7 protein-coding genes are annotated in these 14,077 nt (G+C 64.9%); 6 read left to right on the plus strand and 1 reads right to left on the minus strand.

Annotation, left to right across the window (positions count from 1 at the left end; all coding sequences use genetic code 11):
- Positions 1 to 121: 121 nt before the first annotated feature.
- The 6 genes from HPY55_13860 to HPY55_13885 all read left to right on the plus strand — a co-directional run bounded on the left by HPY55_13860 (position 122) and on the right by HPY55_13885 (position 11,879).
- The gene (locus HPY55_13860; GenBank protein NPV71706.1) at positions 122 to 3,391 is read left to right on the plus strand and encodes a hypothetical protein; all 3,270 of its coding nucleotides are present in this window, start codon (positions 122 to 124) and stop codon (positions 3,389 to 3,391) included.
- 142 nt (positions 3,392 to 3,533) lie between these two features.
- Positions 3,534 to 6,332 (plus strand): hypothetical protein, encoded by a 2,799-nt coding sequence (locus tag HPY55_13865; protein NPV71707.1) that lies wholly within the window; start codon positions 3,534 to 3,536, stop codon positions 6,330 to 6,332.
- Positions 6,333 to 6,576: 244 nt separating this feature from the next.
- Complete coding sequence (locus tag HPY55_13870) at positions 6,577 to 7,464, plus strand: DUF3048 domain-containing protein (protein NPV71708.1); 888 nt, start codon at positions 6,577 to 6,579, stop codon at positions 7,462 to 7,464.
- 46 nt (positions 7,465 to 7,510) lie between these two features.
- Positions 7,511 to 8,455 (plus strand): hypothetical protein, encoded by a 945-nt coding sequence (locus tag HPY55_13875; protein NPV71709.1) that lies wholly within the window; start codon positions 7,511 to 7,513, stop codon positions 8,453 to 8,455.
- Positions 8,456 to 8,485: 30 nt separating this feature from the next.
- Positions 8,486 to 9,682 carry a hypothetical protein gene (locus HPY55_13880; protein ID NPV71710.1) on the plus strand — a complete coding sequence of 399 codons (1,197 nt, stop codon included), beginning with the start codon at positions 8,486 to 8,488 and terminating at the stop codon, positions 9,680 to 9,682.
- Positions 9,683 to 9,710: 28 nt separating this feature from the next.
- Positions 9,711 to 11,879 (plus strand): hypothetical protein, encoded by a 2,169-nt coding sequence (locus HPY55_13885; protein ID NPV71711.1) that lies wholly within the window; start codon positions 9,711 to 9,713, stop codon positions 11,877 to 11,879.
- Between the two features lie 3 nt (positions 11,880 to 11,882).
- Here HPY55_13885 and HPY55_13890 read toward each other — a convergent pair whose 3' ends face one another.
- Entirely contained in the window at positions 11,883 to 14,009 is a 2,127-nt protein-coding gene (locus HPY55_13890; protein NPV71712.1) for a PQQ-binding-like beta-propeller repeat protein, read from the minus strand.
- Positions 14,010 to 14,077 lie beyond the last annotated feature (68 nt).

The following is a 14,077-nucleotide window of genomic DNA, read 5'->3' on the forward strand; positions in this document are numbered from 1 at the left end:
CGTCTCGGATCAGACGGACGTCGGGTTGAAGGATCCGGTGGGCGGCAACCCGGCTTCGCCGGGCCGGCCCTGGTTGGCGGGCCTGCTTCGCTGACTCCCACATGATAGAGGTGGGGAACGGATGATGCCAAGAAGAATGGCCATTCCGGACGGCTGTGTACGAGGCTGTAGTGCGCTTCAACCGCGGAGGATCTTCTTCTCCATGGGCGTGGTCTTGCTGGCCGCGTCGATAACACTAACCGGTTGTGCGGGATGGGGGGCACGAAGATCCGGGGAACGCCCGGGAGACCCGCCCCGGGAGCAGACGGGCAGCCCGCCCGCCGGCCAGGCGAACCCGATTTCGGGTACTCCACGAATCGTGCCGCCGGCGTGCCAGGATCCTGCTGGGCCGGACGCGGCGGACTCCAACTCGCAGGTCGACTCGCCCCGGCGGAAAACCCTGCAGGAAGTCGCCTCGTTCGAGGTGGACGGTGAGATACGGCGTGCGTATGAAGCCGAGGCGATTCCCCCCGGCGGTGAGTACGTGCTGGCCGTGCTCAGCGGCGATTCGGGGATGAGCGTGGCGGCCATCTCGCTCGACGGGAGCGGCGGGGTCCGTACCCTTCATTCGGTAGACAGGGCGTACCTGCAAAGGGCCGCGTTCGGCTACCGCCCCCTGGGGTGGCTTTCGGATACCTGCTACGCCTTCGCAATCATCGGGTGGCAGAACTTCGGCCCGAACAAGGGCAGGCACGGGGTGGCGGTGCTGACAGGCGACCTGGAAAGTGGGCAATCCCGGGAGGTCGCTTTCATCCCCGTGCCACAGGGTGTCTTCCGCTCGGCCGCGTTCGAGAGGGAGACGGGCAAAGCGCAGTTCTCCGTGACCTCGGCGATATGGGAGTGCGACGTGGATACTGGCGAGACGCGGCTCATCAAGGGCGGTCTCCCCATATATGACGGGTTGTTCCGATGCCGGCGGTCACCCGACGGCCGGTACTACGTTTACGAGTTGTTCGAGAAGGGCGCCACCGGCATGTTCATCCTGGATACCGAGACGGGCGATCAGAAGCCCCTGCTTCCAAGGGGTGAGACATGGAGTTACCTGCCGTCATGGTCACCCGACGGCAGGTACGTGGCCGCGTACACGGCGGGCCTCAAGCCGGGTGCCACCGCGTCCCAGGAACCGGCGGGCACCGGCAACTACGATTTCCTGGCGGGGGAGGACGGACCGCAGCCGGCCGGCGGGTCCATAACCGTGGTGGACGTGAGCGGCAGGGTGGTCCAGACCATCAAGGTCGAAGGCAAGACACTCTGGACGTTCAGGTGGAGCCCGTCGTCGGATGCGATTGGGTTTGTCGCGGGGAAGGCCGTCGAACTGGAGAGCGGGCTGGGAGACTTCGAGCCGGAGAGCGTGTGGGTTGCCCGAGTCAACGATAACGGCCAGCCGGTCCCTCCTGTGAAGGTGGCCGACATACCCCGAGACGACCCCGGGCAGAGGTCGTACGTGGTGGTGCACTCGGTCGACGTGGACAGCCGCGGGCTGCTGTATACTGACTACCGTGACCCTGTGACCGCCGTCTGGCACGCCCGACTGAGTTCATCCGGCGCGGCGTCGCGGCCGGTGAAAGTTGACGACGGCTACCTCAGGCTCGAGGGCGATGAACCCGTGTTCGGCGAGTCGCTCGTCGGGATAATCGAGGGGAACAGGCGGGCTGCCGTCTGGCTGCTGGGCCCCGAGGAGTCGCGAGAGATCGCGGAGACACAGGGAAACCGTCGCTTCGAGGTTCTCGGCGCGGATGAGGAGACCCTGGTCCTAGCAGATGTCCCGGGGTATGAACCCGGCCAGAAGGAGCAGACGTCTACTGTCCGGGTGTTTCGCCTGGGGGCTGACGAGGGCACGGGCTTACCTGCGGCAGGGTTGCTGGGCCGTCAAACGGGCGACCTGGCGCCGGTCAGGTCCCTGGAGATAGAGGGCCCGATCTGGACGACAAACCACGCGGGGACGCTCTCGCCAGGCGGCAGGTACGTCCTGGCGGTGAACGATACGGTTGCCGGGGCGAGGCTCCTGGCGATACCGGTACATGAGGCTGCCGGTGGGACACCCCGCGCGACCGCCGGTGGCGCAGACGCCGAGCCCCGCGTGCTTCACTCGGTGGACAGGAAGTGGAGTGGTGGCCATACCGTGGGACAGTGGCCGATAGGATGGGTGAGTGACAATCGCTACATGTTCACCGTTCTGGGGGACCAGTTCGACGGACCGCACGCGGGCAAACGCGGCGTCTCCATCAGGACGGGCGATGTCGGCGGCGGTACACCCAGCGAGGTGGCGTTCATCGACCTTCCGGAGGGGAGCCTGCTCTCAGCGGTGCTGTTGCCCGGCAAGAAGAAGGCTTACCTTCGCGTGACGGGCGCCATCTGGGAGTACGACCATGAGAGGGTCGGCCTGCGGCTCGTCAGGGACGGATTGCCCGAGTTTGACGGCTCGTTCCGGCCGGAAATCTCAGCCGACGGGCGTTACCACGTTTATGACCTCCCGGCGCAGGCGGGCAAGGAGGTCTTCATCCTGGACAACTTCTCCGGTGAACAGAGGCGTCTTTTCCCCGAAGACGGCTCCAGGAGATTCGACCCGCGCTGGTCTCCCAGCGGGGAATACATTGCCGTTTACGAGGTGAACGCCGGCGACGAGGATTCGGGCCGTCTTCCCGCTGGCGACCCGGAGTCGGTGGCGGGCTGCGGCTGCTCAGGCGCGAGGCAGCCCGTGGGGGGCGCCATCTCGATCGTGCGCCCGGACGGGCAGGTCGTGCGGAAGATCGCTGTAGACGGGAAGACCATCTCCGACTTCGCATGGGGAGTCGATTCCGGCTACGTTGGGTTCGTCGCGGGTGTGGCGCAGAAACCGGCGGGGGCAGCCGCAGAGGTAGGGCCGGAGGAAAGGTGGTTCGTGCCGGATAGCGTGTGGGTGGCAGCGATCGAGGGCTCCGACCCGCCCGTGAAAGTCGCGGACGTGGCGCCGGAGGATCAGACGGAACGCCCGAACGTGGCCGTCGCGCCGGTAGAGCCCGGAGGCGGGGGAGTGCTGTTCAACTACTACCGTATCGGCGGATCCTCCCTCTACTATGCGGACGCCGGCTCCCCAGGCGCCGCGCCTTTGAAGATCGACGGGGTGTTCTGCAGCTGGAACGCCACCCCCGTGTATGGCGACCGGATAGCCGCGGTTGTCGAGGGGAAGGGCTCGGTTACCGTATGGCTTTTCGGCGGCGGCGAGGCTCGGGAGATCGCGCGGTTCGACGGGAAGCGGCCGACTTCGATATCCGGGTACAACGGCGACACGCTGGTCGTGACGGGCTCGGCGTCTAGCCGGAGCGGGGAGAAATCGGTGGTCAGGGTATTCAAGAATAACGACAACCGGTGAGCCGGCCGTCCCATGGGGTTGAGACCGGGGCCTTCACCGGTGGGAGTCTATCTGGAGGAACCTGGACGCGCCATCCAGAATGACGAAGGGGCGCCCGGCCTGGGATCCGGGCTGGAGCACTAAAGGACAGGGAGGGTTACGCGTGAAACGACCTCTCTCCGTTTTCGTAGTCGCGTCACTGGCGCTGTGCGTCGGCTTCTCACCAGTGTGTCTTGCCAGCCCGGCCACCTATCACATCCCATACCTCGACAGGGAGACGGGTGGCTGGGTGACCGAGTCACGACAAGTGCCCAATGACCCTGCCGCAGTAATCAACTCGCTGCTGGCCGGGCCGGCGTCTCCAGAGCTGTACACGCCGTTTCCCGCAGGAACTAGGCTCCTCCGCGCAGTCCTCAGCGAAGGGGTGCTCCGGCTGGACTTCACCGAAGAGTTCGAGCGCTACGTTGACAATAACGACGTGAAGATGTCCCATGCCATAAGAGAGACTGCCTTTCAGATTCCAGGGGTCACCGCGGTCGAGATCCTGGTTGAGGGGAGGACCCCCAGGAAAGGGCCGCACGTGGAATTCGACCGGAGGATTGAAAAGCCTGGGGCTGGACCGCGTGCCGAGTCGCGGTCAGCCTTGAGGTGGCGGTTTGTGAATCCCGCGCCGTGGAACGATGACCTCCACGACATCGTCTTCGCGGAAGGCAGGTTCACGGCGGTCGGCAGGGGTGGGGCGGTCCTCACGTCGGCGGACGGCGTGTCCTGGACGGTTCACAGGACGGGAACGCCTACTGAGTTCTGGAATATCGCGTATGGCGACGGGACGTACGTCGTCACGGGTGGCGGTAGGAACACACCGGCGGTAGCGCTGAGTTCCGACGACGGGATCAGGTGGACTGAGCGGATCCGGTTCGACAAGGGCGAGATCCGCGACATCTCGTACGGCGACGGGCGGTTCGTCGCGTGGGGGCTCGTGTGGCCGGAAGAAGAAACGGATGGGGTCACGCTTACTTCGGTCGATGGCGTGAGCTGGCAACAGCACAGGTATGAGACGCCTCTGCCATGGTATGCCGTCGAATATGTTGAGGACCGATTTGTGGGCCTGGGGAACGAGAGAATCACCGGTACCTCACAGGATGGGCTCGAGTGGCAATCGACCCCGGTCGACGCAGAGTACCTCTTCGGTCTTGCCTGTAGGGGCGGTAAGTTGGTAGCCGTCGGTGGGGGGTACCCGGAGGGCGGAGTGATCCTCACGTCGGATGATGGCGCAACATGGACCCGGGCCGAAATGAAGACCGAACAGGGCGGCCCAGTCGGCGCCCTCGTGGATCTCGAGACAATGAGCCTCAAGGACGTTGTATACGGGGACGGACGTTTTGTGGCCGTTGGCAACCGCGGTACGATACTCACATCGACCGACGGCCTGAGGTGGACGCTGCGCGGGTCGGGCGTCGAGTACCAGCTTGAGGCCGTCGCCTACGGGAACGGTATGTTTGTCGCGGTCGGTGAGGCGGGAACGGTCTTGACGTCCCGGGATGGGATCGAGTGGACTTCCCGAATTGAAGGAACGCGCAGGGGATTGTCCGGGGTCGCGTACGGGGGCGGTCGGTTTGTCGCGGTGGGTCAATCCGGGCGGGTTGTAGTCTCGGTGGACGGCGTCACGTGGTCCGTGCACCAGGATGATTCCCCGGAGTCCTTCAGCCATACTGTGTACGGTATGGGGAGATTCTTCGCGACCCGTGTCAACGGCTACTACGGCAGTATCGACGCCTCCACAGACGGTCTCACGTGGTCCGGCTTTGCCCCGGAGTCCTCCGGGGGGATCTACCATACGTATGCGGCTATTGCATGTGGGCGCGGGCGTCTCGTCGCTGCCGGACACCATGGGGGGATCGCTTCTTTTTCTACTGAGGGCGACCGGAAGGAAGACTCTTCGGAGCCGTGGCGCTACTGGACCGCCCTGGCGTACGGGATGAACCGGTTTATCGGCCTGGCCTGGGAGCCTTCTTCTGGTACGACATCTATCCTGTCCTCTCAGGACGGTGTCCGGTGGACGGCCCAACCGTCAGTCTTGAAAACGCGATGCTTCGGCATCACGTACGGCGACGGACGATTCGTAGCCGTGAGCGTGAAAGGCAGCATAGTGACCTCAGATGACGGTGCCACCTGGACGGAACGGGAATCAGGCACACGTGAGATGCTGACTGGAGTGGCATATGGTAGAGGGCTCTTCGTCGCCGTTGGGGATGCGGGGACGATCCTGACGTCGACCGACGGGGTCACCTGGACCCGCAACGAGTCGGGCATCAGCCTGGGTTTGTGGGCCGTGACATACGGCGAGGGCCGGTTCGTCGCCGTAGGAGCGAACGGCACGATACTGACCGCCGATACCGGCGACGGCGTTTTCGCCGATGTGCCAATGGAGCATCGGGCGGGCGACGCCATCGAGTTCCTGGCGAAGTGCGGTGTGGTCTCAGGCTTCGCGGACGGCACGTTCAGGCCGGACCAGAGCGTCACGCGAGCCGAGCTTGCCAAGATGCTCGTGCTGGCCGGCGGTCTGAAGCCCGACCCCGGCACGGCCCTGTCATACACCGATGTACACGGGCACTGGTGCGTTAACGACGGCTACTTGCAGGCAGCGACCACGGCGGGTGCCCTTTCCGGGTATCCGGACGGGACCTTCAGGCCTGAGGGGCCTGTGACCCGGGCTGAGCTGGTGAAGACGATGGCCTCGATGGCGGGGCTTCGGCCTGAGGGGGTGCAGCCTTACTCCGACGTTCACTCGAGCGACTGGTTCGCGAGATGGGTAGCTTCGGCGGTGGATACCGGCCTTGTCGGCTACGGTTGGCCCTGGGAGGTATTCGCCGGGGACAGGTTCCTGGGAAACCAGCCCGTTACTCGCGCGGAGACAGCTCTGGCCCTCGCCAACCTGGTGGAGCTGGCGGGGCGCAAGTAGCGGCTGCGCGTACAGCCGCGGGTGCCGAGTGCTTCGTCGGGGCGAGACCGCGCCTGGTACTGCTCGCCTGGCCCAGGATTGCGCCGTGGCTATCCCGGCGTCAGTCCGGCGACATACTCCCCGCCACCGTCGAATTGGAGGCCGCCGCGCTTGTCTCTTCCGTGTTTTCGGTTGGAGAGAGTAGGGACCGTGCGGTGTCTCGGTCGCCGTTGCCCAGATGAGTGAACGGGGAAGTGATCGCCGCTTGGGGAAGGATTCCCGGAAGCAGGGGTGGTCCCGCTGGCATCTACCGTTGCTCTTGCTCGGTGCGGTCGTCTTCGTGGTTGCCGTGGGCCGCATCAGGGCCTCCATGGACAGGTTGCCATACCCCGTCTGCGTGATGATCTCCGAGTATCCCAACCTGCTGGTGAGGGGGGTTGAGGACGCGGCGATCGTGTACGAGTGGCTCGAGGTGGACGGCTCGACGAGGTTGCTGGCAGTCTTCACACGACGGACGGATTCGCTAATCGGACCCGTGGCCCCGTTAGGATTGGGAGGCGCCGATCTGGCCTACACGTACGGGGCCGTGGTATGCAGCACAATGGACCAGGAGACTCGATCGTACATCAGATGCCGGATGACCCCCCTCATGGTGCATGAGGCAGCGGAGGAGTACGTCACCATAGACCAGTCTCTGCAGAACCTTGAGAGGCTCCGCTACCGTCTTCTCCCCGAAGAGGACTACATGATGAAGAGGGGCAGCGCGAAGGCCGGAGGATCGCCCGCTCCCGTCGTGGTCGGGAAGAAGGATGATGGGACGGAGGTCTTTCGGTGGGACTGGGATGGCCGGCGGTATCGACGAAAGGTCGGGGACTCGACGGTGGGAGTGTCTGCGCTGGTGATCCTGCATGCACTCGACGTGGACACCGGCCCTGACGCCTTCCCCGATGGCGCCTTCCGTGCTGATGGAGAGCGAGCGTTCATCTATGCTGGTGGTCGAGGGACCCAGGCCTCGTGGATACGGAGACTCTTCCCGGGGCCCATCGTCCTCCAAATGGGGGACATCGTCGGGGCTCCTCTTCCTCGAGGTCCCGTCTGGTTCCACATACTGGCGAGGGATGCCGGTTATCGAGTAGCCGCGGTCCCGGAATAGCCGTCCAGGCATCACCGTCGACGCGGATCGAGGAGGCACGGTCTCAATGGAGGACAGGGAGAACCTTATCCTCAGAGAGGTCACAGGGGAAGGCAGCGCAACCGAAACCGACGGCCATGCGCTGACGAAGTCCGCCAGGCGGCTCCTGCTGGTCTCACTCACCGCGATCGTCTGCCTCGGGATAGTGTTGCCTGCCGCCATTCTCGAGGACCGCTTGCCATACCCCGTGGCCGTCGTTGTTTCCGAGTACCCGAAGAAGCCGATCAAGGGAATCGAGGACGCGGAAGTGGTGTACGAGTGGATCGAATGGGATGGCTCGACGAGCCTCCTTGTTGTTTTCACGAGACGGCCGCGGTCGGATGTCGGACCGCTGGGTCCAATGTGGGTGGGGACCGCCCACCTGGCATACTCCTGCGGCAACGTCGTGTGCGGCACCACGCTGCCCGAAGCTGATGAGTTAAGCCGATCGCAGGAGTATCCCCTGTCGACCATTTCCGGCGTAAATGGCGACTACATCGCTCCCGGTCGGCTGGTGGCCAGGATGAAGGAGCAGCGATACCGCGTTGTTCCTGAAGAGGGCCACCTGGTCCACAGGGGCATGCTCAAGGTCGAAGGGAACCACGCCCCCGCCGTTGTCGGTCGCAGGAACGATGGGGCCGAGGTGTTCAGGTGGACGTGGGACGGCCGGTGCTATCAGCGAGAGGTCGGGGATGCACGGGTGCGGGTGTCCTCCCTCGTAGTCCTTCATACCGGGGGCGGTCACGACGAGTGCGGTAGTTTCCCTGACGGGTTCTTCGTCATGGATGGAGGGCGGGCGGTTGTGTTCGCGAGGGGTCAACGGGTGGAGGCATCCTGGAGCAGACTCTCTCCGACGGCCCCGGTGCGCCTTGAGAAAGACGGCCTGGGACAGATATCCCTTCCGCAGGGACGCTTGTGGTTTCACATAGTCACGAGTGATTCAGCCTGTGAGGTTGTCGCTGGCGAGGACTAGGAAGAACCCGATGTGGAGGGAGCCGGGCGGGTGGCACGCACGCCGGAGTCGTGGATAGTTTTCGCCCTGATGTTGGCCCTGGCGCTGACGGGGTGCCGGTCCGGCTCACCGGGAGTCGAATCCCGGGCAGAGCCGGCGTTTGAGGAGATTTGCATGGTCACAAAGTACCACGGCTGGGCGATTGCCTCGGGCGGGGTCTTTCGCACCCTGGACGGCGGCGTTACCTGGTGGTCCGTCACTCCACCCGGAATCGAGAAGGCAAGCAGTCCCTCAGCCTGTTGGTTCTTCTCGGATGCCACCACGGCCTGGCTGGTCGTCGACAGGGAGGACGCGACCGGCGCGGCGGAGTCCGACGGAGTCCTGTTCAGCACCATCGACGGCGGGAGGCACTGGACCCGGTCGGAGGCCCCCTTTGCGTCGGCGAGGCTGTTCGTGAATAGGGACGACAACCGGACGACTGGATGGGCCTTGAAGCGGCACGGGCCGGCGTCGGGCAGCGAACCGGTCGAGCTTTACAGGATGGAGAGCGACGGCGCCTGGAAGCTGGTCCATCGCGGCCGGTGGCCGTCCGATCCGGCCGACCGGCGGGACAGCCTGCCTTTCGGCGGTCTCAAGAAGGCCATCGGTTTCCTGCCGGACGGGAGGACGGGCTGGGTCACGGTTGAGTACCGGGGACAGGACCAGTTGGGTTTCTACATGACCATGGACGGAGGAGAGACCTGGAGAGTGCCGGATCTGCCGATTCCGCCTGACCTGGAGGGCGGCATCATCGAGGTGTTGCCGCCGCGGTTTTTCGATGGAGCCGCGGCAGGGCGTGGGGTCCTCCCCGTCATCTTTCACTTCATCCGAGAGCGAAACCAGTACGGCGAATTCGCCGCCGTCTTCTTCGTCACGGAAACCGGGGGAGTCTCCTGGAGGGCTGCATCTGTGCTCCGGGCAAAGGGGCACAGGCCTCTCGTATCCGTGGTCGACGACGCCAACTGGTGGGTGCTGGCGGACGCTCTTGCAGAAGCGAAGCTACACGCAACCCACGATGCAGGCGCGACCTGGGCCGAGGTGGGCAGCGTTCGACAGGCTCTCCAGGTGCAGTTCGTGACCCCGGTAGACGGCTGGGCCCTGAGCGATAACAACGGTCGGTCCGTTCTCCTGAGAACGACTGACGGTGGAAGCAACTGGTGCCGGGTCCCCGTAACGAGAAGAATCGGCCGGTTCAAGCGGCCGGACTGATCGCGAGAGTGCGGCAGGAGGTGTGAACGTGAGCAGGGCGAGCGTGGTTGCTATCCTTGTGTTCTTCGCCGTCTTTGCCGCCGGCTGTTCCCGGACCTCCAGTCCGCCGCCGGGCAAGGACGCCGTTCCGGGCGCCCCCGGCAACGTCGAAGGCCGCAGCCAATGGGTGAGGACGGCCGGCAAGTACGGGAGTTCGAACACGTGGTCAAGCCCGTTTCAAGCGAACATATCCACGAAAGGTCGTGAGGGGATCGATGTCGGCGAAGATGTGGAGGTGACGGTCTCGTTATACAACGTGACCGGCGTTCCCTCCAGCCGGGAAGCGCCGCGGACTCTTGAGGTGATGGAGTATGCCCCGACTGTAGCCGTATTCCCGGCTTCGGGTTCCATTGACTCGCCGATTTGGGAGGAGACCCTCCCATCACTGAGTGGCGTCCTTGAACCCGGAGACGGATATGAGTTGAATTTCACCTGGAAGCAGGTCGATTTCTCCGGCGGGCAGGTCCCCCCGGGCTACTACTACGTGGAGTTGAAGTCGGGCAGCGTCAGGTACAGGGATGACGGCCGGGAAAAGACTCAAGCGCTGGAATGGTCGATGCACACATCACACAGTGAAGTGCAGATAAACCATCCCGAGGGGACTACCGTGTCAGGGGGGGGCGACGCTGCACTCGGCGAGGGTACCGGTCCGGAGGTTTCGGGTGCCCGCGATGAGCCTTCCCTCGTGAAGCAGATCAGGGTGGACGGATGGATGTGGACCGCGAACCCGGCGCAGGCGATCTCGCCGCGCGGGGACTACGCCTTGTTGGTGAGAAAGGCCGCCTCCGGCGACGCCGTCATCGCGGTGCCGCTCGGCGCGGGGGACGACGAGATAATCACGCTGCACACCGCCGACGCCGTGTGGATTCGAGAGCATTCTCCGGAGTACAATCCCGAACACTACCCGCTGGGATGGATCGACGACACCCGCTGCCTATTCGTAATCCACGGCCACCAGAGCACAGGCCCCCACAAGGGGGAGCGGGGCGTCTCCATCCGCGTGGGCGACGTGACCCGCGCGTCGTCAACTGAAACAGCGTTTGTTCCCCTGGCCGAAGGGGTCTTTAAATCGGGGAGCCTCATTGAGGGGAAGGGCAAGGCGTACCTCCACGTTACCACGGTGCTCTGGGAATATGACGTCAGTAGCGGCGGGCTCGGGGTCGTCAGGGGAGGCATGCCCACTTATGACGGATTGTTCTGGCCCAGGCTCTCGCCCGACGGCCGCCACTACGCGTACGACCTGCACGAGCAGCACGGGAACGGCGTTCACGTGCTGGATGCCGATACCGGCAAGGAGAGGCCGCTGTTGCTCAACGGGGAAACGACCAGCTTCTACCCGTCGTGGTCGCCGGACGGGAGGTACGTGGCGGCGTACACCTCGCGCCTGAAAAAGGGCGCGTCTCCGAGACCGGGTTACCCGGAGGAATCGGAGATCTACAACATGTTGCCGGATGAAGACGGGCCTCAGCCGGTGAGCGACTGCATCACCGTCGCCAGACCCGACGGTACGATCGTGCGGACCGTAGAGGTCAAGGGGAAGATGCTGTCGCGATTCGCCTGGGGCGCGCGATCCGACGTCATCGGCTTCGTGGCGGGGATCGTGGCCCGCGTTCCCGGCAAGTCCCAGGAGGAGCGGGGCGGCATGGAGTTTGTGCCGGACAGCGTCTGGATCGCCCGCGTGGCCGGCGGGGAAGGGACGGGAACCCAGGGCGCGGGCGCTGAAGGCGCGGGGACCGGAGACGACCCCGTATGCCTCGCGGACATCGAGCCTGCCGCCCCGGGCGAGGACCGGCTCTTCACGGTCGCCGCCGTGGAACCCGACGGGAAGGGAGTGCTGTGCCTCGACTGGCCAAACGACACGTGGTCGCTCATCCGCACTAGGATGGGGGACCCGCCCGGCGCATCGCTCAAGGTGGATGGGCGGGTGGCGGGCGGCGGGGTGTGCCCAGTCTTCGGCGACTCGATCGCGGCCCTGGTCGAGAACAGGGAGTCCGTCGCGGTATGGGTATTCGGCCCGCTCGGCGCGAAAGAGATAGCGCGTTTCAAGCCGGAGGGATCGGTGTGGGTGTGCGGGTACAACGACGATACGCTTGTCGTGACGACTGACGGGAAGCAGGGCGAGGGGTCGGTAGTCCGGGTGTACAGGATGCCGAGGTGACCCTCAGCGAACGGCGCGCTGAGAGGAACCGGTCCGGGGCTCTAGGCGACGGAGCACGTAGACGTGATATGCTTGCGCCCGCTCGTCATACGAAGCAAACAGCAGGTGGCCTTCTCCGGTCTCCTCGAAGAGGAAATTCCTGTTGCCTCCCGATGGCAGATCCCTCCACGCGGAGGCGATGTAACCGGCGGACTTGAACAGGGGGCGGCCGTCACGGTACGATCCCGTCAGGTTGACAAGCCGGAGGCCGCCGCCCGCGTCGCCTGCCGTGTCGCCGAACGATCCGTACTCCCACAAGAGATAACCGAAGGGACGATGCCAGGAGCGCCCTTTCGAGTCAGCCTGGGGCAGTATGGCACCGGTCGACGCATTTATGGACGTCCGGCTGCGGCGCCCCGCGATCCAGGTCGTCACGTCGACGGTGTCTCCCTGGATCCCCGTCACCTGCAGGATATTGCCGGGTGCCCGTGGCACGTCGAACCGCCACACCTCCCGTCCTGTCTGCGGGTCTAGCCCGGTCACGAACGAGTCTCCGGTCCGGATAGGGAGTCCCCCGGCGAGGGCCGCGATGCCGCCCCCTGTGGTCCACCTGACCTCACCTGTAGACAGATCGTGACATACGATCTGTTCAGGGCTGCTGACAATGACCTCGCGGTCTCCGACAACGAACGGTCCCACGGAAGGGTGATCGCTGCGCCAGCGCAGAGCCCCGGTCGTAGCATCGAACACCTCAAGCCTGCCCGAGGAGCTCCCACACGGCCACGGTATGAACTGTACCACCGTTGACCTGTCAAAAATGATGCGCTCCGCCGGCCTCGGCGTGTCTCGCCAGTCTCCCAAGCCCGAGACCCGCCAGGCGATCTCGCCGCTCCCGGGATCCAGACCGTAGAGGATCCCGCAGTCGGGCGGCTGTTCGTTAATGGCCAGCGAAAAGGGGACGGTCACTCCCTCCGGCGCATAGAACACGAGTATTGCGGGCATTCCGTCACGCCCCCGTAGAATGTACGGCCTCGTCTGCACTCCGTCCGGCTTCTTCAGGACGGTCATGCCGTCCGGCGCCGAGAGTTCGTGGCGCTCAACGGATCCGGTCACCTTGTCGACAGTGAGGTAGACAGGCCCAGGTTCCGTTGGAACGACGAAGAAGAACCGGGGAGTCGAGAGGACGCTCATGCTGACATCCCACTGGTTGTGGCGGTAAAAGTCCAGGTTCCGCGCCTGCCACAGCGGGCTTCCCGTCCTCCGGTCGAACGCGTAGATGTCGCCCTGATCATTGGCCGCGACAACGTAGACCCTGTCTTCGGACTGCTCGACAGTCACCATCGCGTACGGGCTTTCCTCAGCCGAAAGCCCGAAGTCGAACCCAGTCGCCCACACCAGGGCGCCGTCGCTGAGCCGGATCCGTCCAATCCAGTCCGCGGTGGCCAGGATGGCGTCTTCGTTCAGGGAGACGGGGGAAGGCTGAAGCGAAGAAGGGCCGTGAGGCTGGGCGCCGGCGGCGTCCCGGGAGGCGAACCAGAAGCCGGAGGCGGACCAGGGCCTCTGTGCGGGGATCGTGATCTCCCATGCGAGGTCGTACCCCGGCTGGAGTACGGCGGGCGGCTGGAGCCTGTCGACCAGGACCATCGGGCGCATCACGAAGGCCCCGAACCCGAGCTGCGCCATCGCGAGCCCAGACAGTACAGCCATGGCGAACTGCCATCCCGGCTTCCGGGCGAGGATCATCAGCGACGCCTTCTCGGCCCAGACCGCCTCAGCGGCCGCCAGGGCCGCAAGACCCATGCTCAACGGGTTGACGTACGGTCCCTTGCAGTACACCCCCGCCGGCACCAGGTAGGGGTTGCGTCCCGCCAGCGAGTAGAAAACACACACCACGCATGAGAAATAGACCCAGAACCGGATGGGCCGACGACTCAGGGCGCCCGCCAACCCCAGCGCCATGCCCCAGCCGATCGGGGATAGTATCGCGACGAGAACGGTGTGGTTTGCGGTGAACACCTCTACGTCATGCGCCGGCGCTTCGCCGAACCGGTACAGAGAGACGGCCACGAGGCCTGTGACGAGGCCCAGCAGCGTCAGGACAAGGACGATCGTCCCCACAGGGGTCCTCTTAGCAGGCGCGGGTGATAGCACTTCACAACCTCCCCGGGTAGGCTCATACGAGGGCAGCGCGGCCGGATCCTCCTCCGCCACTTCGTCCG

The organism is Bacillota bacterium, from assembly GCA_013178305.1.
Taxonomy (GTDB): domain Bacteria; phylum Bacillota; class Sulfobacillia; order JABLXB01; family JABLXB01; genus JABLXB01.

What these genes read in the sequence shown, in the direction of transcription:
- HPY55_13875 (NPV71709.1), top strand. Translation starts at nt 7,511, where the DNA reads ATGGAGGACAGGGAGAACCTTATCCTCAGAGAGGTCACAGGGGAAGGC.
- HPY55_13860 (NPV71706.1), top strand. Translation starts at nt 122, where the DNA reads ATGATGCCAAGAAGAATGGCCATTCCGGACGGCTGTGTACGAGGCTGT.